This is a genomic window from Streptacidiphilus pinicola, from assembly GCF_003258295.1.
GTDB lineage: Bacteria > Actinomycetota > Actinomycetes > Streptomycetales > Streptomycetaceae > Streptacidiphilus > Streptacidiphilus pinicola.
This window is the reverse complement of the sequence record NZ_QKYN01000028.1, coordinates 61,771-86,002: the sequence shown is the minus strand read 5'-3', so window position 1 is coordinate 86,002 and position 24,232 is coordinate 61,771. Positions and strand designations below refer to the sequence as shown.

27 protein-coding genes and 1 riboswitch are annotated in these 24,232 nt (G+C 71.4%); of the genes, 13 read left to right on the top strand and 14 right to left on the bottom strand.

Annotated elements, in window-relative coordinates:
- Positions 1-22 precede the first annotated feature (22 nt).
- The 4 genes from DN069_RS07100 to DN069_RS07090 form a co-directional block, all read right to left on the bottom strand.
- Entirely contained in the window at positions 23-805 is a 783-nt protein-coding gene (locus DN069_RS07100; RefSeq protein ID WP_243638972.1) for a TIGR04222 domain-containing membrane protein, read from the bottom strand.
- Positions 693-1,211 carry a hypothetical protein gene (locus DN069_RS41365; protein ID WP_243638967.1) on the bottom strand — a complete coding sequence of 173 codons (519 nt, stop codon included), beginning with the start codon at positions 1,209-1,211 and terminating at the stop codon, positions 693-695. The genes DN069_RS07100 and DN069_RS41365 overlap by 113 nt, the downstream gene beginning before the upstream one ends.
- A 128-nt stretch (positions 1,212-1,339) precedes the next feature.
- Entirely contained in the window at positions 1,340-1,909 is a 570-nt protein-coding gene (locus DN069_RS07095; protein ID WP_111499981.1) for a PIN domain-containing protein, read from the bottom strand.
- Positions 1,906-3,066 carry an XRE family transcriptional regulator gene (locus DN069_RS07090; protein ID WP_111499980.1) on the bottom strand — a complete coding sequence of 387 codons (1,161 nt, stop codon included), beginning with the start codon at positions 3,064-3,066 and terminating at the stop codon, positions 1,906-1,908. The genes DN069_RS07095 and DN069_RS07090 overlap by 4 nt, the downstream gene beginning before the upstream one ends.
- Before the next feature lie 96 nt (positions 3,067-3,162).
- Here DN069_RS07090 and DN069_RS07085 point away from each other — a divergent pair, with 96 nt between their 5' ends.
- Together DN069_RS07085 and DN069_RS07080 are read left to right on the top strand one after the other, a co-directional pair.
- Positions 3,163-3,972, top strand: a complete 810-nt coding sequence (locus DN069_RS07085; RefSeq protein ID WP_111499979.1) for a heavy metal-binding domain-containing protein — start codon at positions 3,163-3,165, stop codon at positions 3,970-3,972.
- Positions 3,973-4,123: 151 nt separating this feature from the next.
- A complete protein-coding gene (locus tag DN069_RS07080) occupies positions 4,124-5,302 on the top strand; it encodes an acyltransferase family protein (RefSeq protein WP_165845402.1) in 1,179 nt (392 codons plus the stop codon).
- A 54-nt stretch (positions 5,303-5,356) separates the two neighbouring features.
- On the opposite strand, the gene msrB is transcribed toward DN069_RS07080, so the two are convergent.
- From msrB to DN069_RS07060, 4 genes are all read right to left on the bottom strand, one after another.
- Positions 5,357-5,764, bottom strand: coding sequence for a peptide-methionine (R)-S-oxide reductase MsrB (gene msrB, locus DN069_RS07075; RefSeq protein ID WP_111499977.1), 408 nt, complete (start codon positions 5,762-5,764; stop codon positions 5,357-5,359).
- Between the two features lie 47 nt (positions 5,765-5,811).
- Complete coding sequence (gene murC / locus DN069_RS07070) at positions 5,812-7,209, bottom strand: UDP-N-acetylmuramate--L-alanine ligase (RefSeq protein WP_111499976.1); 1,398 nt, start codon at positions 7,207-7,209, stop codon at positions 5,812-5,814.
- A 110-nt stretch (positions 7,210-7,319) separates the two neighbouring features.
- Positions 7,320-7,790, bottom strand: coding sequence for an indole-3-glycerol phosphate synthase (locus DN069_RS07065; protein WP_111499975.1), 471 nt, complete (start codon positions 7,788-7,790; stop codon positions 7,320-7,322).
- A gap of 90 nt (positions 7,791-7,880) precedes the next feature.
- Entirely contained in the window at positions 7,881-8,705 is an 825-nt protein-coding gene (locus DN069_RS07060) for a pyrimidine reductase family protein (RefSeq protein ID WP_424556260.1), read from the bottom strand.
- Between DN069_RS07060 and zapE the strand changes: the two genes are divergently transcribed.
- Entirely contained in the window at positions 8,706-9,815 is a 1,110-nt protein-coding gene (gene zapE / locus DN069_RS07055) for a cell division protein ZapE (RefSeq protein ID WP_111499974.1), read from the top strand.
- An 89-nt stretch (positions 9,816-9,904) separates the two neighbouring features.
- Here zapE and DN069_RS07050 read toward each other — a convergent pair whose 3' ends face one another.
- Positions 9,905-10,711 carry a class I SAM-dependent methyltransferase gene (locus DN069_RS07050; protein WP_111499973.1) on the bottom strand — a complete coding sequence of 269 codons (807 nt, stop codon included), beginning with the start codon at positions 10,709-10,711 and terminating at the stop codon, positions 9,905-9,907.
- A gap of 82 nt (positions 10,712-10,793) precedes the next feature.
- On the opposite strand from DN069_RS07050, the gene uvrB reads away from it, so the two are divergent.
- The 4 genes from uvrB (at position 10,794) to DN069_RS07030 (ending at position 16,244) form a co-directional block, all read left to right on the top strand.
- Complete coding sequence (uvrB, locus tag DN069_RS07045; RefSeq protein ID WP_111499972.1) at positions 10,794-12,902, top strand: excinuclease ABC subunit UvrB; 2,109 nt, start codon at positions 10,794-10,796, stop codon at positions 12,900-12,902.
- Between the two features lie 117 nt (positions 12,903-13,019).
- On the top strand, positions 13,020-13,571 hold the full coding sequence (locus tag DN069_RS07040; protein WP_111499971.1) for a TerD family protein: 552 nt from the start codon (positions 13,020-13,022) through the stop codon (positions 13,569-13,571).
- Between the two features lie 157 nt (positions 13,572-13,728).
- A riboswitch (cyclic di-AMP (ydaO/yuaA leader) is annotated at positions 13,729-13,887 on the top strand.
- Between the two features lie 2 nt (positions 13,888-13,889).
- On the top strand, positions 13,890-15,086 hold the full coding sequence (locus DN069_RS07035; RefSeq protein ID WP_111499970.1) for a glycoside hydrolase family 16 protein: 1,197 nt from the start codon (positions 13,890-13,892) through the stop codon (positions 15,084-15,086).
- A 165-nt stretch (positions 15,087-15,251) separates the two neighbouring features.
- Positions 15,252-16,244: a TerC family protein gene (locus DN069_RS07030; RefSeq protein WP_111499969.1), complete on the top strand. Its 993-nt coding sequence runs from the start codon at positions 15,252-15,254 to the stop codon at positions 16,242-16,244.
- On the opposite strand, the gene DN069_RS07025 is transcribed toward DN069_RS07030, so the two are convergent.
- Complete coding sequence (locus DN069_RS07025; RefSeq protein ID WP_111499968.1) at positions 16,224-17,186, bottom strand: TauD/TfdA dioxygenase family protein; 963 nt, start codon at positions 17,184-17,186, stop codon at positions 16,224-16,226. The genes DN069_RS07030 and DN069_RS07025 overlap by 21 nt on opposite strands.
- Before the next feature lie 113 nt (positions 17,187-17,299).
- Here DN069_RS07025 and DN069_RS07020 point away from each other — a divergent pair, with 113 nt between their 5' ends.
- The 4 genes from DN069_RS07020 to DN069_RS42340 all read left to right on the top strand — a co-directional run bounded on the left by DN069_RS07020 (position 17,300) and on the right by DN069_RS42340 (position 19,654).
- Positions 17,300-17,923: a TetR/AcrR family transcriptional regulator gene (locus DN069_RS07020; RefSeq protein WP_111500005.1), complete on the top strand. Its 624-nt coding sequence runs from the start codon at positions 17,300-17,302 to the stop codon at positions 17,921-17,923.
- A gap of 31 nt (positions 17,924-17,954) precedes the next feature.
- Positions 17,955-18,731 carry an ABC transporter ATP-binding protein gene (locus DN069_RS07015; protein WP_207892070.1) on the top strand — a complete coding sequence of 259 codons (777 nt, stop codon included), beginning with the start codon at positions 17,955-17,957 and terminating at the stop codon, positions 18,729-18,731.
- On the top strand, positions 18,728-19,465 hold the full coding sequence (locus DN069_RS07010; protein WP_111499967.1) for an ABC transporter permease: 738 nt from the start codon (positions 18,728-18,730) through the stop codon (positions 19,463-19,465). Before DN069_RS07015 ends, DN069_RS07010 begins: the two co-directional genes overlap by 4 nt.
- Positions 19,466-19,531: 66 nt before the next feature.
- Positions 19,532-19,654, top strand: coding sequence for a hypothetical protein (locus DN069_RS42340; protein ID WP_279387878.1), 123 nt, complete (start codon positions 19,532-19,534; stop codon positions 19,652-19,654).
- Positions 19,655-19,734: 80 nt separating this feature from the next.
- Here DN069_RS42340 and DN069_RS07005 read toward each other — a convergent pair whose 3' ends face one another.
- Positions 19,735-19,941: a cold-shock protein gene (locus DN069_RS07005; protein ID WP_111499966.1), complete on the bottom strand. Its 207-nt coding sequence runs from the start codon at positions 19,939-19,941 to the stop codon at positions 19,735-19,737.
- A 283-nt stretch (positions 19,942-20,224) separates the two neighbouring features.
- Here DN069_RS07005 and DN069_RS07000 point away from each other — a divergent pair, with 283 nt between their 5' ends.
- A complete protein-coding gene (locus tag DN069_RS07000; RefSeq protein WP_111499965.1) occupies positions 20,225-20,431 on the top strand; it encodes a cold-shock protein in 207 nt (68 codons plus the stop codon).
- Positions 20,432-20,518: 87 nt separating this feature from the next.
- Here the strand turns inward: DN069_RS07000 and DN069_RS06995 are convergent, their stop codons facing one another.
- The 3 genes from DN069_RS06995 to DN069_RS06985 form a co-directional block, all read right to left on the bottom strand.
- Entirely contained in the window at positions 20,519-21,241 is a 723-nt protein-coding gene (locus DN069_RS06995) for an FAD:protein FMN transferase (RefSeq protein WP_111500003.1), read from the bottom strand.
- Between the two features lie 23 nt (positions 21,242-21,264).
- Positions 21,265-21,795, bottom strand: a complete 531-nt coding sequence (locus tag DN069_RS06990; protein ID WP_111499964.1) for an FMN-binding protein — start codon at positions 21,793-21,795, stop codon at positions 21,265-21,267.
- Between the two features lie 62 nt (positions 21,796-21,857).
- A complete protein-coding gene (locus tag DN069_RS06985) occupies positions 21,858-23,243 on the bottom strand; it encodes a ferredoxin reductase family protein (RefSeq protein WP_111499963.1) in 1,386 nt (461 codons plus the stop codon).
- A 237-nt stretch (positions 23,244-23,480) separates the two neighbouring features.
- On the opposite strand from DN069_RS06985, the gene DN069_RS06980 reads away from it, so the two are divergent.
- Positions 23,481-24,230, top strand: a complete 750-nt coding sequence (locus DN069_RS06980; protein WP_111499962.1) for a response regulator transcription factor — start codon at positions 23,481-23,483, stop codon at positions 24,228-24,230.
- Positions 24,231-24,232: the final 2 nt, after the last annotated feature.

Sequence of the window (24,232 nt, the reverse complement as noted above, 5' to 3'; positions counted from 1 at the left end):
CCGCGCCCCTTTGGCCGTGCAACTACCTCTTGGAGCGCGCGGTCAGCGCTGTGCGGAGCCGTGGGTCGCGGAGCGCGGAGGGGCCGCGGAGGATCAGCGCGAGCAAGGGGTCGGCGACCCGGCGGAGGCCGCGTGGGCGGAGGACGCGGAGGAGGTCCTGGCCGGCCGGGGCCGCCCATGGCGTGATCGGGTGGAACTCCGCACGGGCCATCAGCAGCGTGCCTGCCGTGAGGATCAGCGGCAGGACGAACCAGGCCGTGGGCACGAGCACGCCGTCGTGCCCACCGAGCAGCAGGTCGCGGACTCCGATCACGGCCAGCGCCGTTCCGCCCAGGGCCAGCGTGGCGAGGAACGCGAACCGGACCGCCGCGACCGCCTCGGCGAGAGCCGACGCCCCGCCCGGCGGGACGGCGAGGCCGAGGTCCGCGAGGGAGAGGCCGAGGGCGCGGACGGACGCGCCCGACGCGACCTCGCGGCGGACCTCGTCGGTGCGGCGCTGGCCGTCGGGGCCGAGCGCGGCGAAGACCTCGGACTCGAGCTCGGTGTCGGGCTGCGGGCGGGCCACCGAGGTCCAGCCGGTGTGGGCGATGTGGAGCAGGCCGCGGCCGGTCATGTCGACCAGGGTCACGTCCACGACGCGGTCCGGACCGCCGGCCAGGTACGCGGCCTCGGTCGGCGCGGGCAGGGGGCGGTCATACGGGCTCGGCCCCGACGCGTCGGTCCGCAGCACGTCGCTCGCGGCAGCCAGTCGGCACAGGCGGAGCGACGACAGGGCCGCCAGCAGCACGGCGGGCACCAGGAACAGGTAGGGCATGTCCGCCAACCAACCCGAGCGGAGCCCGCTGCTCAAGGCGGCGGCGCCGACGGATACCCAACCGTGATGCCACACCGCCGCGTCGGCGCAGCGCGACGGCCCGCGCGGCCCAGGCCACGACCGCGAGGACGAGGAAGCCGACGAGCGGCGGACGGCCCGGCGCCGTCGGCGCGGGCGGGCCGGGAAGGGACGTGCTGGCGCCCATCGTGGCGTCGGACCAGCGGAACGTGGCGATCGCCGCCAGCAGCAGGGCCAGCAGCAGCGAGGCGCGGAGCAGACGCCGGGCGGCCAGGAAGGCGCGGGCACTGAACCGGGCGCACGAGCTGGTCAGCAGCACCAGGCCGGCCGCCGGGCCGACCGTGGCGGCCGCGGCGAGGCACAGAGGATCGAGGCTCATCCGGACACCTCCTCCAAAGAGGGAAGGAGCCAGGTCCCCCGCACCTGGCTCCATGGGGAGAGCATGTCGGCTACGCCGTTCCCCGGGAAGGGCCGGATCGGATTCTCAGAGCTAGATTTGAGCTTTCCTCATCTGTTGTCCGGGAGCCGCGGCGCGAACTCCTCGGGGCCGGAACTGGTCCGGTGCAGGTGGCGGCCGGTTTCCGTCATCCGGTGCAGCAGTTCGTGCGCTTCCGACGGGGTCAGCAGGCGCTCGCGCGCGGCGGCGGCGACGAGGTCGTAGGTCTCCAGCGTGGTGACGCCGCGACGGCGGGCGTAGCGGGCGGCGTCACGGTCGTCGGAGATCCAGACGGAGCGGCGGAACTCCGGCTCCTTGGTGATCAGGGCGAGGGTCTCGGCCTCGCCGAGGTGCTGGGTCGGGCGGCGGCGGTCGCCGCCGAAGACGGCGCGGCGCAGGCGTTCGACCTCGCCTCGGACGTCCGTGTCGGTGATCTCGATCGGCTCGCCCAGCGAGCTGCGCTCCACCAGGCCGGTCAGCGGCGGCAGATGGCGGGCGGACAGCCGGGCCTCGTGGGCGACCGCCTCGGACCAGCGGCCTCTCCCGTCGAGCACCTTCTCCAGTAACGTCAGCCGGTCGACGGCCGCGAAGTTGCAGAGCACCGTGTTGTCGGGGAACCACCACTGGGTCCGGCCGGTCATGGTTGGTAGATCAACTCCCCGCCCTCGGCCCGGAGTTCGAAGGCCGGGTCGAGCAGTGTCTCCGACGTCTCCAGCCGGCCCTCCAGCTCGTCCGGGGCCATGCCGAGCAGCGCGGCGAGCGGGCGCAGCGTCGTGTCGCCCGCCTCGAACGCGGCCCACAGGCCCTCGGCGAGGCGCGCCGGCGGGCGCTCCGCCGTGGCGAGGGCGGCCTCGCGCAGGTAGGCGTCCATCGCGGCGGCCGCGAGGTGGCACTCGGCGGTGGTCCGCCGGCGCAGCCGCGCGTGCTCGGCGGCGTCGACCAGGCCGAGGCGGCGCAGTCGGGCGGCCAGCGCGCTGGGGGAGACCCGGAAGCGCACCACGAGCTCGGCGAAGTCCAGCTCGGCGGCGGTGGCGCGGACCTCCGGCTCGGGCAGGAGCAGCGCGGCGGCGAAGGCGTTGGCGCGCACCTCGTCCGGCTCGGCCTGGCGGCCGGGCGCGACGGGGGATTCGGCGAGCGGCTCGGCGGCGTCCCCGGCGAGCAGATGACCGAGCTCGTGCGCGAGGGTGAAGCGCTGTCTGGTCCAGCGTTCGTCGCGGCGGGCCAGCGCGAGCCGGAAGCCCTCCTCCTGCCAGGCGAACCCGTCGACGGCGCCCGGGAGTTCGGTCACGGCGAAGTCGACGCCGAAGGCGTGCTCGCACACCGACAGCAGGTCTCCGGTGCCGAGCAGGGCCGGCTCCGCGCCGGTGGCGGCCTGGAGCCGGGTGCGGGCGTCGGCGGCCAGCAGTTCGCCCTGCTCGTCCGGGGCGCCCGGCGGCAGCGGCGGCAGTTCGGGCAGTTCGGGGGTACGGCCCAGTAGTTCGAGCACGTCGAAGGCGGCCGTGAAACGCTCGGCGTACTCGGCGAGGCGCTGCCCGTGCGCGGCGGCGCTGTGGCCGACGGTGGCGGTGCGCGCCGCGACGCCGGCCGGTGCGTGGCGGCGGCCGGTCAGCAGCCAGTCGACGCTGACCTGCGCGGTCTCCGCGATCAGTGCGAGGTCGAGGGAGCTGAAGCGGCGTACGCCGCCCAGGGACTTGGAGAGCTTGTCGGGCGTGATTCCCGTGCGCGCGGCGAAGGCGGCCTGGCTCAGACCCGCCGCCCGGATCACCTCGCGTACCCGCCCGGAGACGGAGTCGTCCATGCCTCCACGGTACGGCCGTATTGCGAGAATCGCAACGCTGCTACGGTTCCCCGGAAGGGCCGCTCGACGGGGCCCGTAACGGGAGGGGAGGCGGCCATGAGCACGCCCGGGTATCAGCAGGTCCAGGTCTCCGACATCGCGCGCGGTCGGCTCGACGGCTCGCGACAGGGGCGTCCCTGCTTCACCTCGGACCTGTCGGTCAACGAGTTCGTGCTGGTCGCCGAGTCGGGCTTCGACCCGCTCGGCATGGTGATGGGCACCAGCGTCTACCACGTCGGTGTGCAGTACGGGAACTGGAAGGCCAGCCAGGAGCTCGGCGTCCTCACCCAGGCCATGTACAACGTGCGCGAACTGGCCATGGCCCGGATGGAGGCGGAGGCCGCCCAGCTCGGCGCGGACGGGGTCATCGGCGTCTCGCTGCGCCCCATGCACTACCAGTTCCTCGGCGACGTGGTGGAGTTCATCGCGGTCGGCACCGCCGTCAAGGCCACCGACGGCGCGAACTACCGCGCGCCGAACGGCAAGCCCTTCACCACCAACCTCTCCGGCCAGGACTTCTGGACGCTGTGGGAGCACGGCTGGCTGCCGCGCCGGCTGGTGCTCGGCAACTGCGTCTATCACGTGGCCCACCAGACCCTGCGGCAGACGCTCTCCCAGGTCGGCCAGAACGCGGAGCTGCCGCAGTTCACCCAGGCCCTCTACGACGCCCGCGAGCTGGCCATGGCCCGCATGCAGTACGAGGGGCAGCAGTTGGGCGCGGACGGCGTCGTCGGCACCTTCGTGGAGGACTTCCGCTACTGGGGCGAGCACGCGGTGGAGTTCTTCTCGACGGGCACCGCGGTCAGCAAGGTGCGCCCCGACGTGAACCCGATCAAGCCGACGATGACGATGCCGCTCAACTGCTGAGACCTGCTCGGTCCGGCACATGCGACGCACAGGCCACCCGTGGGTGGACTACCTGTGCGAACCGTGTGAACAGACTCGGTCATAGCTGGATTATCCGACCGATCGGTCGATATGGTCGCTCGGCAGTGCCCCCCATGCGAACGAGACTGTCGTGACAAGTACCCTCCTCGACCAGCCGACCGCCGCCAAGGACCTGAAGGAGTCGACACCGCAGACCGAGCCGCGGCCCGCCGAACGGAGACGTCCCCGGCTGGCCGTACTGGACGGGCTCCGGCTCGTCGCCGCGCTGGCGGTGCTCTCCTGGCACTGGATGGGGGTCCAGGGCTGGCCGGCGATCTGGCACGGCATGAGCGGCGCGAAGATGCCGTTGGGCGCCTCGATCGGCGCCTACGGCTGGCTCGGGGTCCAACTGTTCTTCCTGATCAGCGGCTTCGTCATCTGCATGTCCTGCTGGGGCCGCAGCCTGGGCGACTTCGTGACCTCGCGGGTGACCCGCCTGTTCCCGGCCTTCTGGGTCGCCGTGCTGGTCACCACCGCGGTGCTCTGGTTCGCGCCCCAGCGCTGGGGCGTCGACTCGCAGCGGCCCACCCTGGTCCGGATGCTGACCAACCTGACGATGATGCCCAATCCCGTGGGCACCACCAACATCGACCAGTCCTACTGGACGCTCTGGATCGAGATCTGCTTCTACGTGCTGTTCGGCGTCGTCGCCGCGTTCGGCCTGACCTACCGCCGGGTGCTGGTCTTCTGCGGAGTCTGGGCCTTCGCCTCGATCATGGCGATCAGCTCGGGCTTCCCGCTGCTGAACAGCCTGGTGCAGCCGGACTTCTCCTGGTACTTCATCGCCGGGATCGCGTTCTTCCTGATGCACAGGTTCGGCCCGAACCTGCTGCTCTTCGGCATGGTCGGGTTCTGCTGGCTGATGTCGCTGAACCGGATCGAGCGGCTGGTCCACGACAACTCGGCCGGGGCGGGGCACCAGCTGTCGTGGAAGATCACCGCACTGGTCATCACGGCGAGCTTCGCGCTGGTCGGGGCGACCGCCCTCGGCGCCTTCAACCGGGTGCAGTGGCGCTGGCTCACCGTGGCCGGCTCGCTGACCTACCCGCTCTACCTGGTGCACCAGGAGATCGGCTTCGAGATGATCACGCGGGTCAGCCGCTACCTGCCCGGCTACGCGACCGTGGCCGTCTGCCTGGCGGTGATGCTCGGCGCGGCCTGGCTGCTGCACCGCTTCGTGGAGCGTCCGTTCGCGCCGATGCTCAAGCGGGGCCTGGCCCGGTCCTTCGCGCAGGTCCGCTCGAACGGGCAGGTCGCGGCGCGCTCCTGAGCGGACGGACGAACCCGTCCCGGGGCGGGTGCCCGGGGACGGGTCCCGTGTCGGCTAGGCCTCGGCCGGGCGCAGCTTCAGCGAGATGGAGTTGATGCAGTACCGCTGGTCGGTCGGGGTGTTGTAGCCCTCGCCCTCGAAGACGTGGCCCAGGTGCGAGCCGCACTTCGCGCAGCGGACCTCGACACGGTGCATCCCGTGGCTGTCGTCGGTGATGTACTCGACGCGGTCCTCGGCCAGCGGCGCGAAGTAGCTCGGCCAGCCGCAGTGCGACTCGAACTTGGTCTCCGAGCTGAACAGCTCGTTGCCGCACGCGCGGCAGGAGTACACGCCGACCGTCTTGGTGTCGGTGTACTCACCCACGAACGCTCGCTCGGTCCCGGCCTCCCGCAGCACCGCGTACTCGGCCGGCGTCAGCTCCGCGCGCCACTCCGCGTCGGTCTTCTCGATGTCGTAGCCCATGACGGTGCTCCTCCGGTCGGCTCGGTCGGCTGCGGCGACGGTTCGCCTCAGCCGAGGGTGTCCAGGCGGGAGAGGATCTCCGGACCGAGGAAGGTGACGTCCCCGGCGCCCATGGTCAGAACGAGATCACCCTGCTTCGCGATTCCCGCGACCAGCTCCGGCACGGCGGCCAGCGAGTGCGCGCCCTGCACGTCCGCGCCCTTGGCGCGGGCCGCCTCGATCACGATCTCGCTGGTGATGCCCGGGATCGGGTCCTCACGGGCCGGGTAGATGTCCAGCACCACGACCTGGTCGGCCAGCGACAGCGCCTCGCCCATCTCCAGGCCCAGCTCGCGGGTCCGGCTGAACAGGTGCGGCTGGAACACCACGACGACCCGGCCGTCGCCCGCGGCCTCGCGGATCGCCTGCAGGTCGGCGGCGATCTCGGTCGGGTGGTGCGCGTAGGAGTCGATCACCTGCACGCCCGCCGACTCGCCCTTGAGCTGCAGGCGCCGCCGCACGCCCTGGTAGCTGCTCAGCGCGGGGGCCAGCTCGGCGGCCGGAACGCCCAGCTTCACGCCCGCGGCGAGCGCGGCCACGGCGTTGTGCGCGTAGTGGCGTCCCGGGACGTTGACGGTGAAGGTGAGCTCCTCGCCCGTCGGCAGGGCGACAGTGACCTCGCTGGTCATCCCGCGCGGGGCGATCGTGAGGATCCGGAAGTCGGCCCCCTCGGTCTCGCCCACGGTGACGACCTCGAACTGCCGCCCGGCGACGCGCGAGGCCAGCTCGGCCGCGCCCGCGTGGTCGACGTCGACGACCAGCGCGCCGCCCGGCGTGATCCGGTCGCAGAAGGCCTCGAAGGACTCGTAGATCTCGTCCATGGAGGCGTAGTTGGCGTGGTGGTCCAGCTCCACGTTGAGGACGATGGCGACCTCGGGCGTGTACTTCTGGAAGCTGCGGTCGCTCTCGTCCGCCTCGGCGACGAAGATCTCGCCGGTGCCGTGGTGGGCGTTGCTGCCGGGCTCGTTCAGGTCGCCGCCGATGGCGAAGGACGGGTCCAGCCCCAGCGCGGTGAGGCTGACCGCCAGCATGCTCGTGGTGGTCGTCTTGCCGTGCGTCCCGGCCACGGCCAGCGCCCGGCGCCCCTCCATCAGCGCGGCCAGCGCGTCGGAGCGGTGCACGATCGGCAGGCCGCGGCGGCGGGCCTCGGCGATCTCCGGGTTGTCCTCGCGGATCGCACTGGAGACCACGATCGCGCTGGCGCCGGCCGGCACGTGCTCGGCGGCGTGCCCGACATGCACCTCCGCGCCGAGCTGGCGCAGCGCCAGCACGACCGTCGACTCCTTCGCGTCACTCCCGGACACCTGCGCGCCGCGCAGCGCGAGGATCTTGGCGAGCCCGGACATACCGGCGCCCCCGATGCCGATGAAGTGCGGTGCGTTGAGGGGCGCGGACGAGTCGGTCATGGTGTCGGGCTCCGAGGGTCGCGTCGAGCGGTCCCGTCGATTCTGCCGTATCGGGGGACGGGCGCGATGCAGGTGGCCACCTCACCGAGGTGGCGCCCGCCCGCCGAGCGCTAGCTCTGCTGCGCGAAGAGCTGCAGCACCGGGACGCCCACCTTGTGCCGGGCCTGCGAGGCCCAGTCGCGGTGGAAGAGGCCCTCCACCCAGTGCGGCGCGGCCAGCACGATCACCTCGTCCGCGGAGACCTCCTTGACCAGCTCCTGCAGGCCCTCCAACGGGTTGTGGTCCACAACGGCGCCCTCCGCGCCGGCCGCGCCGGAGTGCCGGAGCGCGCGCAGCGTGTGCTGGAGCGCCGCGTCCGCCGCGCCGAGCGCGGCCTGGCCGTGCGGCTCCTCCCGCTCCTTCGCGGCCTGTTCGAGGTAGCCGAAGGCGACGTCGTCGATCGCGCGCAGCAGCTCGTCCTGCTTGCCGCGCGGCTGCATGATCACGTGGAAGAAGACCTGCTCGTCCGTGTGGAGGGTGGTGACCAGCTCGACGTCGGCGGCCGACAGCGCCTTCTCGATCAACAGAACGGTAGTGAACACGTGAGTCCTTCTTCCCTCGTCAGCCGGAGAACGTCGTCCAACTGCCACTGCCTCTGCATCTTCTCGCAATATCCGGAGGTGATCCCTCCGTTATTGCGCAATCTTCACGCTACGGGCGTAGCGAGCGAAGAGGAAACCTTTCTCCTCCAGCAGTCCGACCAGTTCCAGGCGCTGAGCGATCGACTTCGATCCGTGTGCGATCCGAGGCGCGTCTCCGGCGGCGAGCAGGGGTGCGAGCGTCAGACAGAGTTCGTCCAGATGGTCCGACTCGGCGAGCTGGCCGAGCAGCCGCGGCCCGCCCTCCGTCAGCTGGCGGGTCCAGCCGCGCTCCGCGAGGGCGGCGACGGCGCGGGCCAGGTCCACGTGGTCCGGGCCGGCCAGGACGACGTCGGCGACCCGACGGGCCGCGGCCAGCCGGTCGGCCGGGGCGGACTCGGCAGTCACGACGACGGTCGGCACCAGCGGCGAGGTGAACAGGGGGAGGGTGAGGTCGAGGTCCAGGCTGTTGCTGACCACCGCGATCACCGGCGCCGGGCCCTGCCCGCGGGCCGCGCGTTCCGTCGCGAACTCGGCCCGCGCCCGGGCAGGGCGGTAACCCTCGGCGCGGACCGTCTGCGCGCCGACCAGGATCACGTCCGCGAGCGCCCGCAGCACCCCGAAGATCCGCTTGTCGGCAGGGGAGGAGAGGCCCTCCGAGAGCCCGTCCAGCCGGGCCGCGCCGTCGAGACTGCTGACCATGTTCGCCCGCAGCCAGGGCCGGCCGGCGCCGACGACCTCGGCGGGATAGGCGTAGGCGTCGGCGAGCGCCTCGAGGCTCCACTCGCCCTCGTCGGACCGGCCCGGACCAGCAGCGTTCTCGCCCGGCCTGGAGGTGAGGTCCGTCACATCCGGGGCGTAGGAAAGCAGTCTGCGCACATGAGGCAGTCTTCCACGCCCCCGCGGACCGTACCCTTGGGACTCGTGTCGCCTGTGCCTCCCATAGCCCTTGCCGAGCGTCGGCCCGTCGTCGCCGCGGAGCGGCTGATCGCCGAGATGGTCCCGCCGCCCCGCTTCCAGCAGGCGCGCTTCAGCACCTACATACCCGACCCGGAGCAGCCCAGCCAGGCTGAGGCCGTCCGGGTGCTGGAGGCCTTCGCGGCGGGCCTCACCCCTCGGGACGGTGCCGGGGCCAAGCCCGCGAAGAAGCGCTGGTTCGGCCGCGCCGCGCAGCCGGCCGTGCCGGCCGGCCCCGGCGGGGTCTACCTCGACGGCGGCTACGGCGTCGGCAAGACCCACCTGCTGGCGTCCCTGTGGCATGCCACCCCCGGCCCCAAGGCCTTCGGCACCTTCGTCGAGCTGACCAACCTGGTCGGCGCGCTCGGCTTCCAGCAGGCCGTGCAGGCGCTGTCCGGGCACACGCTGCTCTGCATCGACGAGTTCGAGCTCGACGACCCGGGCGACACCGTCCTGGTCTCCACCCTGCTGACCCGCCTCGCGGAGGCGGGGGTCAAGCTCGCGGCCACCTCCAACACGCTGCCCGGCAAGCTCGGCGAGGGCCGCTTCGCGGCGTCCGACTTCATGCGCGAGATCCAGGGCCTGGCCTCCCGCTTCCGCAGCCTGCGCATCGACGGCCAGGACTACCGCCACCGCGGCCTGCCGGAGGCTCCGCCGCCGTACTCCGACACCCAGGTCACCGAGCTGGCCGCCGCGTACGGCGCGGGCGCGACCCTGGACGACTTCGACAAGCTGCTCGCCCACCTCTCCGACGTCCACCCGAGCCGCTACGGCGCGCTCCTCGACGGTGTCGACGCGGTCTTCCTCCGCGACGTGACGGCCGTCCCGGACCAGAGCACCGCACTGCGCCTGGTCGTCCTGGCCGACCGGATGTACGACCGCGAGCTCCCGATCGTCGCATCCGGCACGGCCTTCGACGCCATCTTCAGCGAGGAGATGCTGAACGGCGGCTACAAGAAGAAGTACTTCCGCGCCATCTCCCGCCTCGTCGCGCTCGCACGCGACAGCAAGCAGATCGCCCCCACGAGCTGAGCCGACGGTAGGGGCCCCGCGTGGGGCCACCCCTGCCCTCGCGCGCCCACGCGGCGGAGCCGCCCTGCCTCCGTGGCGGGTGCTGGTAGCTAGACCCTGGCCGCAGCCAGGAGGTGGGCGCTGGAGGCGAGGAGGGCCGGGTCCTGTTCGGCGGCGCGGGCGGCGCGGGTCGCGGCGGTGATGAGGTCCTCGCGGTCTTCGACCAGCTCGGAGGCGAGGAGGGGCCACAGGGGGCCCTCGACGCCGTAGAGCTCCGGGTCGTCGAGGCCCGCGTCGAGGTACTCCGAGCGGAGTTCCGCAGCCGTGTGGAAGTAGGCGACCGTGAAGCCGGTGGCCGGGTCGTTCACGCCGCTCTCGGCCAGCTCCGCGGCGAGCGTCCGCGCCGCCTCGTCGGTCGGCAGGCGGCCGAGTGCCGACAGGTGCAGCAGCGGCGAGTGGCGGGAGATCACCGCGGCCAGCACCACGCCGCCGGGCCGCACCACGCGCCGTGCCTCGCGCAGCGCCGCGACCCGCTCCTCCCGGTCCGTGAGGTGGTAGAGCGGACCGAGCAACAGCGCCACGTCGACGGAGGCGTCCGGCTGCTCCAGGCGGCGGGCGTCGCCGTGGGCGGCGGTGAAGGAGCCGTGCCGGGAGGCCTGCTCGACGTGGAACGGGACCGGGTCCAGCAGCGTCACCTGGTGGCCCCGCGCGGCCAGCTCGGCCGCGTAGACCCCGGGGCCGCCGCCGATGTCCAGCACCCGGGCGGGGGCGGCCGGCAGGTGGCGGTCCAGCAGCTCCAGGGTGCGGAGCCGCTCCACCCGGCCGCGCGCGTTCCGCTGCAGGCGTCCGGCCTCGTCGTAGGCGTCCGTGTAGAAGTCGATGATCTGTGTATCGATGGTCTGTCGGATCGCGGTCATGACGGGATGCTGCCACCCTGCCCGAGGGGGCGCCTCCCGATTTCGCGGCCGTTTGTCAGTGGGGGGTCGTACGGTTGGTGGCGTGAGACCCATCACCGAGCTTCAGCGGTCCGTGGCGCCCTTCGAGGTCGTCAGTCCCTACGAGCCCAACGGCGACCAGCCCGCCGCCATCGCGGAGCTGGAGCGTCGCGTCCGCGCGGGCGAGAAGGACGTCGTGCTGCTCGGCGCCACCGGCACGGGCAAGTCCGCCACCACCGCGTGGATGATCGAGAAGCTGCAGCGCCCCACGCTGGTGATGGCGCCGAACAAGACGCTGGCCGCCCAGCTGGCGAACGAGTTCCGCGAGCTGCTGCCGAACAACGCGGTCGAGTACTTCGTCTCGTACTACGACTACTACCAACCCGAGGCGTACATCGCGCAGACGGACACCTACATCGAGAAGGACTCCTCGATCAACGAGGAGGTCGAGCGGCTGCGCCACTCGGCCACCAACTCGCTGCTCACCCGGCGCGACGTCGTCGTGGTCGCCTCCGTCTCCTGCATCTACGGCCTTGGAACGCCGCAGGAGTACGCGGACCGGATGGTCCAGCTGAAGGTCGGCGACGAGATCGACCGGGACGCGCTGCTGCGCCGCTTCGTCGAGATCCAGTACAACCGCAACGACGTCGCCTTCGCCCGCGGCACCTTCCGGGTGCGCGGGGACACGATCGAGATCTTCCCGGTGTACGAGGAGCTCGCGATCCGGATCGAGATGTTCGGCGACGAGATCGAGGCCCTCTCCACGCTGCACCCGCTCACCGGCGAGGTCATCAGCGAGGACGAGACGGTCCACGTCTTCCCTGCCTCCCACTACGTCGCCGGCCCGGAGCGGATGGAGCGCGCCATCGCCGGGATCGAGGCGGAGCTGGAGGAGACGCTCGCCCGCATGGAGAAGCAGGGCAAGCTGCTGGAGGCGCAGCGGCTGCGCATGCGCACCACGTACGACATCGAGATGATGCGTCAGATCGGCACCTGCTCCGGCATCGAGAACTACTCGCGCCACATCGACGGCCGCACCGCCGGCAGCGCGCCGAACACCCTGATGGACTTCTTCCCGGAGGACTTCCTCCTGGTCATCGACGAGTCCCACGTCACCGTGCCGCAGATCGGCGCGATGTACGAGGGCGACGCCTCGCGCAAGCGGGCCCTGGTCGAGCACGGCTTCCGGCTGCCCTCAGCGATGGACAACCGGCCGCTCAAGTGGGAGGAGTTCGTCGAGCGCATCGGTCAGACGGTCTACCTCTCCGCCACGCCGGGCGACTACGAGCTCTCCCGCGGCGACGGCGCGGTCGAGCAGATCATCCGCCCGACGGGCCTGATCGACCCGGAGATCGTGGTCAAGCCGACGGAGGGTCAGATCGACGATCTGGTCCACGAGATCCGGCAGCGCACCGAGAAGGACGAGCGCGTCCTGGTCACCACACTGACCAAGAAGATGTCCGAGGACCTCACCGACTACCTGCTCGAGCTCGGCATCCGCGTCCGCTATCTGCACAGCGACATCGACACGCTGCGCCGGGTGGAGCTGCTGCGCCAGCTGCGCGCGGGCGACTACGACGTGCTGGTCGGCATCAACCTGCTCCGTGAGGGCCTCGACCTGCCGGAGGTCTCCCTGGTCGCGATCCTCGACGCGGACAAGGAGGGCTTCCTGCGGTCGCCCCGGTCGCTGATCCAGACGATCGGTCGTGCCGCGCGTAACGTCTCGGGCCAGGTGCACATGTACGCGGACCGGATCACCCCGGCCATGGAGCACGCGATCTCCGAGACCAACCGGCGTCGCGAGATCCAGCAGGCCTACAACGCCGAGCACGGCATCGACCCGCAGCCGCTGCGGAAGAAGATCGGCGACATCCTGGACACCCTCGCCCGCGAGGACATGGACACCGCCGAGCTGCTGAGCACCGGCTACCGCGGGTCGGGCGGCGGTGGCCGCGGCCAGAAGGCGCCGGTTCCGGTGCTCGGGCTCAAGGCGGACGGCCAGCAGGCCAAGAGCCTTCCGGCCGCCGAGCTGGCGGAGCTGATCGCGGAACTGACGGAGCGTATGCACGGCGCCGCGGCAGAATTGCAGTTCGAGGTGGCCGCCCGCCTGCGCGACGAGGTGAACGAACTGAAGAAGGAGTTGCGCCAGATGCGGGAAGCCGGAATGGCCTGAGTGTTCGACGCCCCTTTCCTCCGCGCCAAGTCGAGGTCGAGCGCCTAAGGTGCTCGATAGCAGCTGCATGGAACGGACAGAGGTCCACGGGCGTCCGACAAAGGGGAGGGCCGAGCCGTGTCGGTGAGTCTGAGTACGGGCCAGAGCATCCGCCTCGAACGGGCGGACGAGGCGGGGGGACCGCCGGTGATCCGGCTCGACCTCGGCTGGCTGGGAGCGCCGCGCCGGGGCATCTTCGGATCGCGTCGGCGCGATGTCGAGCTGGACGCCTCGGCCGTGCTCTTCGCCGGCCGGACTCTGGCCGACGTGGTCTTCTTCCAGCACCTGGTCAGCAACGACGGCTCGGTGCGGCACACGGGCGAGAGCGAGTCGATCACGGTGGAGCTGAGCCGGGTCCCGCCCCGGATCACCCAGATCGTCTTCACCGTGAACTCCTACGTCGGCCCCAGCTTCGCCGAGGTCCAGCGCTTCCACTGCCGGCTGGTGGACGACGCCAGCGGGGCCGAGCTCGCCAGCCTCACGCTGAGCGGCGGCGGGGAGCACCGCGGCCAGGTGCTGGCCAAGGTCGCCCGGGATCCGGACGGCGCGTGGGAGCTGACCGCGATCGGCGTTCCCGCGCAGGGCCGCACGTTCCGGGAGATGCTTCCCGCGATCGAGGAGCACTTGTGAGCCCCATGGGGCTCGAGTAGGTGCGTGTGAGAGAAATCTCTTCCTCGAAAGAATGTTTGGAGTCGATCTTTATATCTGCCTAATGTGCCTGCGTCCGTCCCCACAGTCGACGGACGCCGGTAGCGGGCACGCCTAGTCCAGCCCCTCGATGCCGGGAAACGACGAGTCACCAGGGCCGGAGCGGGGGAACCAGGTAAGCCGCCCCTGCCCGTTTTCCGGTCGGGGCTCGGGGTGAAGCCGCGTGTGCGCGCGGCCGGGCCACACTTCTCCGGTCCGAATCCGACAGCTCACCTCGCAGGCGTCGGAGAGGCCCGACCCATGCGCCGCACCCTGTCGACCCCTGCCCGCATCGCCGCACTCACCGCCGCGCCCGCCCTGCTCCTGGGCGGTGTCGCCGTCACCCAGGCCCAGGCCGCGACGCCCCGCGTCACCGAGACCGGCCTGACCGCGACCACCACCGCCTCCGGCACCTCCGCGAAGGTGACGGTCAAGGCGAGCTCCTGCGTGACCGTGCGCGCCCTCGGCGTGGCCGTGCGCGACGCCCACGGCAACAACCTGGACTTCCCGCAGTGGCGCAGCAACGCGCGCGTCTGCGCCGGGGGTCTGACCTTCGCGGCCGGCTCCCGCCAGTTCCCCGCCGGCAGCTACACCATGTTCGGCGCCTATCTGGACACCGCCGGTACCTGGCACAACCTGACCTCGAAGACCCTGACGGTCGGCTCCGCCGTGGCCCCCAAGCCCGCGCCGGCGCCCTCCGGCACCCCCTCGTCGACGCCGACCCCGTCGGGCACCCCGTCGACCCCGGCCGCCACCGGCTCCATCCCGGCGGGTGTCGCCTCCTCGAACACCCCGATCTGGTCGGACGAGTTCAACTCGCTGAACACCAGCCGCTGGGTCTCCAACACCACCAGCTCGTACCAGTACGGCGACCACAACCCGAACGACAACAAGCTCGACTGGCTCGACCCGAACGACGTCTCCGTCGCGAACGGCGTCGCCACCTTCACCGCGCAGCCCAGCTCGCACACCCTGGAGAACGGCCAGAAGGCCTGGACCACCGGTCTGCTCACCACCGAGGGCTCCTCGGAGGGCTTCCAGGTCAAGACCGGCGACTACGTCGAGGCCCGCGTCAAGCTGCCGACCCAGCAGGGCGCCTGGCCGGCGCTGTGGACCTGGAAGAACGGCAACGGCGAGATCGACTCGTTCGAGTACCACCCGGACAACCCGAACCTGCTGGAGCTGTCCAACCACGTCAACTCCGGGTCCGACTACTACACCGACGCGAACGCGATCAAGCCGGGCCAGTGGGTCACCATCGGCACCAAGTACGGCGCGAACTCCGTCGACTGGTACGTCAACGGCCAGAAGGTCTACTCGGACAACACCGGCGTCGGTGCCAACTGGTCCGCGTACCTGATCCTCAACCTGTCCCTCTCCGCCGGTCAGTACCACCCGGCGCCGAGCGGCAGCACCCCGATCACCTTCGCGGTCGACTACCTGCGCGTCTACCACTGAGTCCGGTTTGTTAACCTGGTCTGGTCATCGGAGGGGAGTACTCCCTGAAACGATGCGTCCGTCATCACGGAGCTGCCACGGCGGCTCCCGGGCGCATCGGCCCGGCCGGGCTCGGCGGGCGGAGGAGACCTCCGGCAGTCTCGTCTGCCGGAGGAGCACCGTCCCATGGACGTTTCCGTGACCATGTGGGTCACCACCATCCTGGTCCTTGTCGCGTTGATCGCCGTCGACTTCTTCGTCGGCGCCCGCAAGCCGCACGAGGTGTCGCTGCGCGAGGCGGCCGTCTGGTCCGCGATATGGATCGCGCTCGCCGGGCTGTTCGCCTGCTTCCTGTGGTGGCACTCCGGCTCCGCGCCCGCCGGGCAGTTCCTGGCCGGGTGGGTCACCGAGAAGTCGTTGAGCGTGGACAACCTCTTCGTCTTCGTGCTGGTCATGGCGAAGTTCGCCGTCCCGCGCGTGCTCCAGCAGCGGGTGCTGATGATCGGCGTGCTGATCGCGCTGGTGCTGCGTGCGGGTTTCATCGCCGCGGGTGCGGCGGTGATCGCCTCCTTCTCGTGGATCTTCTTCCTCTTCGGCGCCTTCCTGATCTGGACCGCCTGGAAGCTGATCAAGGAGGCCCGCGCGGGGGAGCAGGACGGCGCGTACGAGGAGAGCCGGCTGCTGCGCGCGGTCGAGCGCCGCTTCCCCACCGCGGACGGCTACCGCGGCACCCGGCTCACCGTCGTCGAGGGTGGCCGCCGGCTGGTCACCCCGATGCTGCTGGTGATCCTCGCGATCGGCAGCACCGACGTGCTCTTCGCGATGGACTCGATCCCCGCGATCTTCGGGCTGACCCAGGACGCGTACATCGTCCTCACCGCCAACGCCTTCGCGCTGATGGGCCTGCGCCAGCTGTACTTCCTCATCGGCGGCCTGCTGGACCGCCTGGTCCACCTCTCCTACGGCCTCTCGGTGATCCTCGGCTTCATCGGCGTGAAGCTGCTGCTGCACGCCCTCCACGAGGCCGGTGTGCACGGCGCGCCGGAGATCGGCACGCCGCTCTCACTCGCCGTCGTGGTCGGGGTCCTGGCCGTCACCACCGTCACCTCGCTGCTGTCCTCCCGCCGGTCCGCCCGCGCGGGCGAGGCGAAGGAGCTGTCACGCGCGGGGGAGCGCTAGTTCCTCCAGCTCCACCGCCGGGACGATCCCGGCGACGCGCGGCGGGTCGGCCGGCTCCACCAGCCGGCTGGGCTGCCCGTCCACACCGACGGGCACGTCCCCGTCGAGGGTGATCCGCCGGACCAGGCGCGGCTCGTCGCCGTAGTCGTTGACGGCGTAGTGCTGGGTGGCGCGGTTGTCCCAGATGGCGACGTCGCCGACCTCCCAGCGCCAGCGGACGGTGTGCTCGGGCTTCTCGACGAAGCGCTGGAACAGCGCGATCAGCTCCCGGCTGTCGTCGCTGGAGAAGCCGACCAGGCTCTGCGTGAAAGCGCCCAGCAGGATCGTCTTCTCGCCGGTGACCGGGTGCACCCGCACCACCGGGTGCTCGGTCTTGAACGCGGTGGCGACGAAGACCTGCCGGAACAGCTCGGCCACCTCGCGGTTCTCGGCCAGCTCCGGGCGCAGCCCGAGCCGGGCGGCGTAGTCGAAGTCGTTGGTGTGGATGCCGCGCAGGTGCTCGGCGAAGACCTTGAGCGCGGGCGGCAGCGAGCGGTAGGCGGCGGCGGTGTTCGCCCAGACGGTCTCGCCGCCGTAGGGCGGCAGTTCGATCGCCCGCAGGATCGAGGCGGCCGGGTAGGCCGGCACGAAGGTGACGTCGGTGTGCCAGTTGTTGGCCCGCACGCCCTTGGTCGCGTCGAGCTCGAAGACGTAGCGCCCGTCGGCGGCGGGCACGGTGGGGTGGCCCACCGGCTGCCCGAGCAGCCGGGCGAAGGCCTCGTGGCTGATGTCGTCGAGGTGCTGCTGGCCCTTGAAGAAGATCACCTTGTGAGTGTGCAGGGCCGTGCGGATCGCCTCGACGGTTTCCGTGCCGAGCTCGCCGCCGAGCCTCACGCCGTGCACGAGCGCGCCGATGCGACCGCCGAGTCGCGTGAGTTGCAAGGGAGTTGGCGCCACAGCCATGGCATTCGTCCTTCCAACGAGAACGTGTTTCAGGTCATCGTGGACCCGTCCTGTTGCGAAGTCATGGCCCGTGCATGAAGGATCATTCGACGCCTTGGGCGAGGATGGAGGGCATGAGCGATCAGCAGGAGGCCCCGAAGCGCGCCGCCGCCCGTCGGCCGGGCCGGCGTCCCGGCGGGGCCGACACGCGGGGTGCGGTGCTGGAGGCCGCGCGCGCCGAGTTCGGCGCCCGGGGCTACGACAAGGCGAGCATGCGCGGCATCGCGCGGGTGGCCGGGGTGGACGCCGCCCTGTTGCACCACTACTTCGGCAGCAAGGAGCAGTTGTTCCTCGCCGCGCTCGACTTCCCGATCGACCCCGCCGCCGTCGTCGAGCTGATCATGGACGGCGAGCGGGAGCAGATGGGCGAGCGGCTGGTGCGCTTCATGCTCACACTGTGGAGTCAGCCGGAGATCCTCGACCGGCTGCTGGCCGTGCTGCGGACCGCCGTCGGCAGCGAGCAGATCGCCGCGCTGCTGCGGGACTTCATGGTCCGCGAGCTCGTGGTCCGGCTCGCGGCCGAGCTGGACCTCGAAAACCCGGAGCTCCGGGCGGAGTTGGTGCTCTCGCAGATCCTCGGGCTGGCGGTGGCGCGCTATGTGCTGCGGGCCGAGCCGATCGCCTCGGCGACGGCGGACGATCTCGTCCCGCTGCTCGCGCCGACCTTCCAGCGGTATCTGGTGGGGCCCGTGGGTTGACGGGCGTCCCCGTGGACGCAAAACTCAACACATGATGAATTCAGCGCCTCCCGCCGACGGGCCCGCCGTCGACGTGCGCGGACTGCGGGTGCTGCGCGGCGGCAGACCCGTGCTGCAGGAGATCGACCTGACCGTCGCGCGGGGCTCGGTCACCGGCCTGCTCGGGCCGAGCGGGTGCGGCAAGACCACGCTGCTGCGCAGCATCGTCGGCGTGCAGCGGACCGAGGCCGGTGAGGTCCGGGTGCTCGGGCTGCCGGCCGGAGCCCCGGCCCTGCGGGACCGGGTCGGGTACGTGACCCAGGCGCCGTCCGTCCACGCCGACCTCTCCGTGCTCGCGAACCTGCGCTACTTCGCCGAGGTGCTCGGCGCCCCGCGCAGCGACCCGGCTCGCGTGCTCGACGAGGTCGGGCTGCGCGAGCACGCCAAGGACCTGGTCGGGAAGCTCTCCGGCGGCCAGCGCGCCCGCGTCTCGCTCGCCGCGGCGCTGCTCGGCGCGCCGGAGCTGCTGGTGCTGGACGAGCCGACCGTCGGGCTCGACCCGGTGCTGCGTCAGGAGCTGTGGCAGCTGTTCCACCGGCTGGCCGAGGCCGGCGCGACGCTGCTGATCTCCAGCCACGTCATGGACGAGGCCGCGCGCTGCACCGCGCTGCTGCTGATGCGTGAGGGCCGGCTGCTGGCCCACGACACCCCGCGGGCGCTGCTCGCGGCGACCGGCACGGCCGACGTCGAGTCGGCCTTCCTCGCGCTCGTCGCCGACGCCGACGCCGACGCCGACCCCGGCCGCACCGCCTCGGAGGGTGTCTCGTGAACGCCGCCCGGACCCTCGCCACCGCCCGCCGGGTGCTGCTGCAGCTGCGCGCCGACCCGCGCACCGTCGCGATGCTGCTGCTCGTCCCGTGTCTGCTGATCGTGCTGCTCAAGTACGCCTTCGACGGCCGGCAGGCGGTCTTCGACAGCCTCGGCGCGCCGCTGCTCGGGATCTTCCCGATGGTCGTGATGTTCCTGGTCACGGCCGTCGCCACGCTGCGCGAGCGCACCACCGGCACGCTGGAGCGGCTGCTCACGATGCCGCTGGGCAAGCTGGACCTGCTGCTCGGCTACGCGCTCGCCTTCGGGCTGGTCGCGCTCGTCCAGGGACTGCTGGCCTTCGGGCTGACCGTGGGCCTGCTCGGGCTGGACATCGCGGGTCCGAGCTGGGCGCTGCTCGCCGTCGCCGTCGCGGACGGGCTGCTCGGCATGGCGCTCGGGCTCTTCGTCTCGGCCTTCGCGGCCACCGAGTTCCAGGCCGTGCAGTTCATGCCGGCCTTCCTGCTGCCGCAACTGCTGCTCTGCGGCCTGTTCACGCCGCGGGACACCATGGCGGGCTGGCTGCACGCGCTCTCGGACGTGCTGCCGCTCAGCTACGCCGTCGACGCGATGAACCGGCTGACCTCCGAGACCGGCCTCGGCGGTGCGGTCGCCGTCGACCTGGCCGTGGTGCTGGGCTGCACGCTGCTCGCGCTGGCGCTCGGCGCGGCCACGTTGCGGCGGCGGACGGAGTGAGCGGTGGCCGCTCCGGGCAGGTTGTCTTATGGTCCGAGAAGACTGCAGGGACGAAAGGGGCGAAACGTGAAGGTGCTGGAGATGATCGGGTTCTCGATCGCCGTCATCGCCATCTGCGCGGGGCTGCTGATCTTCCTGATGGGCGGCCTGAAGTTCCCGAACGAGGGTGGGCACAAAGGCGCCCACTGAACCGCCGAACCGCATGACAGAGCCCCGCACCGGGCAGGCCGGAGCGGGGCTCTGTCTCGCGCTTTCGCGTGCCGCTGAGTTCAGCTCTGCGGGACGATGTTCTCGGCCTGCGGGCCCTTGGGGCCCTGGGTGACCTCGAACTCGACCTTCTGGCCCTCGAAGAGCTCGCGGTAGCCCTGCGAGGCGATGTTCGAGTAGTGGGCGAAGACGTCGGCGCCGCCGCCGTCCTGCTCGATGAAGCCGTAGCCCTTCTCGGCGTTGAACCACTTCACGGTACCGGTGGCCATAGGAATCCCCATTCTCCAGAGTTGGTCGGCCGGCGCGGGTGTGCGTTGGCCGGGTCGCCGGAATGATCACCCTGGTCGGAGAGACCTCAGAAAGCACGAACGCCCGTGATCGCGACCACGGGCGGTGAAGCTTAGGGAACCACGACTGCAACTGTTACCAAGCGTACAGGATGGGTCCGGATCACTCTTCGGCGTGGCGTACCGCGAGCTTCGTGGTGAGGTGATCGCCGAGCGTGTACCGTCATGGCTTGCACGACCGCAGATCTGGAGAAAGAAAAAAATTATGGCGACCGGTACCGTCAAGTGGTTCAACGCCGAGAAGGGCTTCGGCTTCATCGAGCAGGACGGCGGCGGCGCCGACGTCTTCGCCCACTACTCGAACATCAACGCCCAGGGCTTCCGTGAGCTGCAGGAGGGCCAGAAGGTCGAGTTCGACGTCACTCAGGGTCAGAAGGGCCCGCAGGCGGAGAACATCACCATCATCGCCTGAGACGCCCGCGCCGTCTGCTGACGGTCCCGGCTCACGTACGACGCCCCGCCCCGGTCCGCCGGGTGCGGGGCGTCGTCGTGTGCGGCGTCAGACGGCGTGGCGCAGGAAGCCGCTGGTCGCGCGCTTGGGCGCGGCCGGGTCCGGCAGGATCGCCAGGGCCTCGAGCTCCGGCTGCCGCTCCGCCCAGGAAAGGCCCAGCTCCGGGCCCATCGCGAAGGCCGCGGTCGCGTACGCGTCGGTGCGGGCGAGCCTGGCCCGGCCGGAGGCGACCAGGGTGAGCGAGAGCAGCCCCGTCGGCGCCTCGCCGGTGCGCGGGTCGAGGATGTGCGCGCCGCGTTCGGCCGTGCCGGAGGTGGCGACGACCAGGTCGCGGCCGGCCACCACGGTCGCCAGCTCGCCGGGGCGGAACGGGTCGGCGACGCCGATCCGCCAGGGTCCGCCGACCGACTGCACGTCACCGCCGCCGTTGACACAGTGCTCCCGCGACCCTGCCTCGCACAGGAGTTCGCAGGCTTGCTGCACGGCCCAGCCCTTGACCCACCCGCTCGGGTCCAGCCGGCCCTCGCGGTAGGGGCTGAACCAGCCGTCGGTCTGCTGCGCGACCTCCGCGCAGCGCTCCAGCACCTCGGCCAGCTCCGGGCTCGCGTCCGCGAGCTCCCGCTCCCCATGGGCGATCCGGCTGACCTCGCTGTCCGCGCGGTAGGGGGAGAAGCGCGCGTCGATCGCGTGCAGCCGGGCGACCGCCGCCCGTACCGCCTCGTCGACGGCCGGGCTCGGGTCGCGCACCATGAAGGAGAAGACCGTGCCCATCACGTGCTCGGCGTGACGGGTGATCACTTGAGGCCGGCCTGGTCGAGGGCGCTCTGCAGTGACTGTGTGTAGCCGTCGCTGGTGTAGGTGGCGCCGGAGACGGCGTCGATCTGCGCGCTCTGGGCGGAGAGCGCCTCCTGGTTGAGGACGGGCAGCGCGTAGCTGTTGATGTCCTGGTCGCGCTGCTGCCCGTTCGGGTACTGCAGTACGTCGATCTTGCTGACCTTGCCGCCGCTGACGTCGATGCGGACCTGGACCGGCCCGTAGCGGGTGTCGACCGCCGTGCCGGTGTAGCTGCCGCTGCCCGACTTGGTCCCGGACGGGGCCGAGGTCGAGGACCCGCTGCCGGCGGAGCTGCCACTGCCCGAGCTGCTGCTGCCGGTGCTCGAGCTGCCACTGCCGGTGTTGCCGGTGTTGCTGGTGTTCGAGGTGTCGCTGCCGGAGCTGATCACCGGCGCCTGGGCCGAGGCCGACTGGCTGCCGTGCGGCTTGAGCGAGAGCAGCAGGACGACGCCGGCCGCCGTGGCGGTGGTGGTGACGATGGCGCGGCGCATGGCGGGCCTCCGGAGCGCGAGGATGGTTCGGAACGCGGGGACGGTTCGGACGCGGGGGCGGATCAGAAGCTGAAGGACTCGTGGTGGATGCGGTGCCGCGGCACCCGCGCCTGGCGCAGGGCGGTGACCGCCTGCTCCATGAACGCTTCCGGTCCGCAGACGTAGACGTCGTGGGCGGCCAGACCCGGGACGAGGTTGCGCAGCACGGTGGGCTGGATCGGGTTGCCGACCTCGCTGCGCCGGCCGAGCAGGAACTGCAGCCGCGCGCCGCGTGCCTCGGCGATCGCGGTGAGCTCCCGTCGGAACAGCAGGTCCTCCTCGGCGCTCGCCCGGTAGAGCAGGGTGAGCTCGCCGGGCGCGGCCGGCAGGGTCTCGAAGAGCGCGCGCAGTGGGGTGATCCCGACGCCCGCCGCCAGCAGCAGCACCTGCCGCGAGCGGCGGCGGCGCGCGGTGAACGCCCCGTACGGACCCTCGGCGCGGACCTTGGTGCCGGGCTTCACCCCGGCGACGGCCGCGCTGTGGCCGCCCAGGTCCTTGACCGTGAAGCGCAGGTAGTCGCGGGTCGGCGGGGCGGAGAGCGAGTAGGGGTTGGCGGCGAAGCGCAGGCCCTTGGCCAGGAACTGGAGCCGGAAGAACTGGCCCGCCTCCGCGCCGAGCTCGTCCAGGTGCCGCCCGGTCAGGAAGAGCGAGACGGTGCCCGGCCCCTCCGGACGGACCTCGGCGACCCGCAGCTGGTGGCGCCGGTCGAGCTGCCAGGGGCGCAGCAGCCGGTACCAGCCGATCACCGCGGCCGTACCCAGGTAGAGGCCGTACCAGAGCAGCCGTTCCGGGCCCTCGCCCAGGTCGGCGCCGTTGCTCAGCTGGTGCGCGAAGCCGAGCGCGACGGCGACGTAGGTCGCCAGGTGCAGGTAGTACCAGGTGTCGTAGCCGAGCCGCTTGCGGGCGGCGCGGGCCGAGAAGAAGCCGGTGGCCAGGAGCAGCAGCGTGCCGAAGCTCGCCTTCAGCATGTCCGGGTAGGTGAGCACCATGGTGACGCCCTCGCCGATCACGTTCTTGCGGGCCGTCAGCGCGTAGCCCCAGATGATCGTGACGACGTGCGTGGCGATCAGACCGACCAGGTACCGGCCGCCCATCGCGTGCCAGCGGGCCAGCCGGTCCGAGCCGACCTCCCGCTCCAGCAGCGGGATCCGCGCCATCAGCAGCAGCAGGACCGGCGCGGTGTAGCCGGCGAGCAGGCCGGTGATCCGGCCCGCGTTGGTCAGCCACTGGTCCAGGCCGACGACCCCGAGGGTGTTCTTCCACCAGATCGCCACCACGGCGAGGGCGCCGACGGCTATCGCCGCCAGCACCACCCGGGCCACCGTGTCCACCGGCATCGGGGACCCGGAGGCGGAGGCGCCGCGGTGCGCGCCCGGACGTGCGGCGCGCTGCTGCGTGACAGCACTCATCCTGCGGCTCCTTGTGTCCCACTGTCCTGAAATCGGCACAGCGTCCTGATTCGCGTACAGCAGCACCCTGACAGCGCAGATTCAGAATTCCCTATGAGTAAGAGGTGGATCAGCCCTGAAGCGCAAGCGATCACCGCAGGTCAGGAGCGTGTCGCCGCGGACTTTGGCGCGCCGGGCGGCCGAGGTGATCTCATTGCATTCTCATGGCACGTCCCCCGGTTGCCCCAGAATGGCCCCATGTCCCAGGAGACCCTCATGTCCACCACCGCGCGGCGCATCCTCGTCGTGGACGACGAGCCCGACCTCGTCGAGGTGCTGTGCGGAGCGCTGCGCTACGAGGGGTGGGAGACGCGCGGAGCCAGAAACGGCGAGGAGGCCGTCGAGATCGCCGGTCTCTGGCGGCCCGACGCGATCGTGCTGGACGTGATGCTGCCGGACTTCGACGGCCTGGAGGTGCTGCGCCGCGTCCACGCCGAGCAGCCCGAGGTGCGAGTGCTCTTCCTGACCGCCCGCGACGCCGTCGAGGACCGGATCGGCGGGATCGCGGCCGGCGGGGACGACTACGTGACCAAGCCGTTCAGCCTGGCCGAGGTCGTGGTCCGGCTCCGCGGCCTGCTGCGCCGCGCCGCCCAGCCGGCGACCGGGACCGCCGGGTCGGCAGGCTCGGCCGAGGCGGACACCGAGGACGTGCTCACCCTGGCCGACCTCGTGCTCGACGAGCGCGCCCACGAGGTGACCCGTGGCGGCGAGCTGATCGACCTGAGCCCCACCGAGTACGCGCTGCTGCGCTACCTGCTGCGGCACCCGCGCCGGGTGCTGAGCAAGGCGCAGATCCTGGACGCGGTCTGGTCCTACGACTTCGGTGGGCAGGCGCACGTCGTCGAGCTCTACATCAGCTACCTGCGCAAGAAGATCGACCACGGGCGCGAGCCGCTGATCCACACCGTGCGTGGCGCCGGCTACCTGATCAAGCCCCCGCACGCGTGAGC

What these genes read in the sequence shown, in the direction of transcription:
- DN069_RS41365 (WP_243638967.1), bottom strand. Translation starts at nt 1,211, where the DNA reads ATGAGCCTCGATCCTCTGTGCCTCGCCGCGGCCGCCACGGTCGGCCCG.
- DN069_RS07095 (WP_111499981.1), bottom strand. Translation starts at nt 1,909, where the DNA reads ATGACCGGCCGGACCCAGTGGTGGTTCCCCGACAACACGGTGCTCTGC.
- DN069_RS07090 (WP_111499980.1), bottom strand. Translation starts at nt 3,066, where the DNA reads ATGGACGACTCCGTCTCCGGGCGGGTACGCGAGGTGATCCGGGCGGCG.
- DN069_RS07085 (WP_111499979.1), top strand. Translation starts at nt 3,163, where the DNA reads ATGAGCACGCCCGGGTATCAGCAGGTCCAGGTCTCCGACATCGCGCGC.
- msrB (WP_111499977.1), bottom strand. Translation starts at nt 5,764, where the DNA reads ATGGGCTACGACATCGAGAAGACCGACGCGGAGTGGCGCGCGGAGCTG.
- murC (WP_111499976.1), bottom strand. Translation starts at nt 7,209, where the DNA reads ATGACCGACTCGTCCGCGCCCCTCAACGCACCGCACTTCATCGGCATC.
- zapE (WP_111499974.1), top strand. Translation starts at nt 8,706, where the DNA reads ATGAGGCAGTCTTCCACGCCCCCGCGGACCGTACCCTTGGGACTCGTG.
- DN069_RS07050 (WP_111499973.1), bottom strand. Translation starts at nt 10,711, where the DNA reads ATGACCGCGATCCGACAGACCATCGATACACAGATCATCGACTTCTAC.
- DN069_RS07035 (WP_111499970.1), top strand. Translation starts at nt 13,890, where the DNA reads ATGCGCCGCACCCTGTCGACCCCTGCCCGCATCGCCGCACTCACCGCC.
- DN069_RS07030 (WP_111499969.1), top strand. Translation starts at nt 15,252, where the DNA reads ATGGACGTTTCCGTGACCATGTGGGTCACCACCATCCTGGTCCTTGTC.
- DN069_RS07025 (WP_111499968.1), bottom strand. Translation starts at nt 17,186, where the DNA reads ATGGCTGTGGCGCCAACTCCCTTGCAACTCACGCGACTCGGCGGTCGC.
- DN069_RS07020 (WP_111500005.1), top strand. Translation starts at nt 17,300, where the DNA reads ATGAGCGATCAGCAGGAGGCCCCGAAGCGCGCCGCCGCCCGTCGGCCG.
- DN069_RS07015 (WP_207892070.1), top strand. Translation starts at nt 17,955, where the DNA reads ATGATGAATTCAGCGCCTCCCGCCGACGGGCCCGCCGTCGACGTGCGC.
- DN069_RS07005 (WP_111499966.1), bottom strand. Translation starts at nt 19,941, where the DNA reads ATGGCCACCGGTACCGTGAAGTGGTTCAACGCCGAGAAGGGCTACGGC.
- DN069_RS07000 (WP_111499965.1), top strand. Translation starts at nt 20,225, where the DNA reads ATGGCGACCGGTACCGTCAAGTGGTTCAACGCCGAGAAGGGCTTCGGC.
- DN069_RS06995 (WP_111500003.1), bottom strand. Translation starts at nt 21,241, where the DNA reads ATGGGCACGGTCTTCTCCTTCATGGTGCGCGACCCGAGCCCGGCCGTC.
- DN069_RS06990 (WP_111499964.1), bottom strand. Translation starts at nt 21,795, where the DNA reads ATGCGCCGCGCCATCGTCACCACCACCGCCACGGCGGCCGGCGTCGTC.
- DN069_RS06985 (WP_111499963.1), bottom strand. Translation starts at nt 23,243, where the DNA reads ATGAGTGCTGTCACGCAGCAGCGCGCCGCACGTCCGGGCGCGCACCGC.
- DN069_RS06980 (WP_111499962.1), top strand. Translation starts at nt 23,481, where the DNA reads ATGTCCCAGGAGACCCTCATGTCCACCACCGCGCGGCGCATCCTCGTC.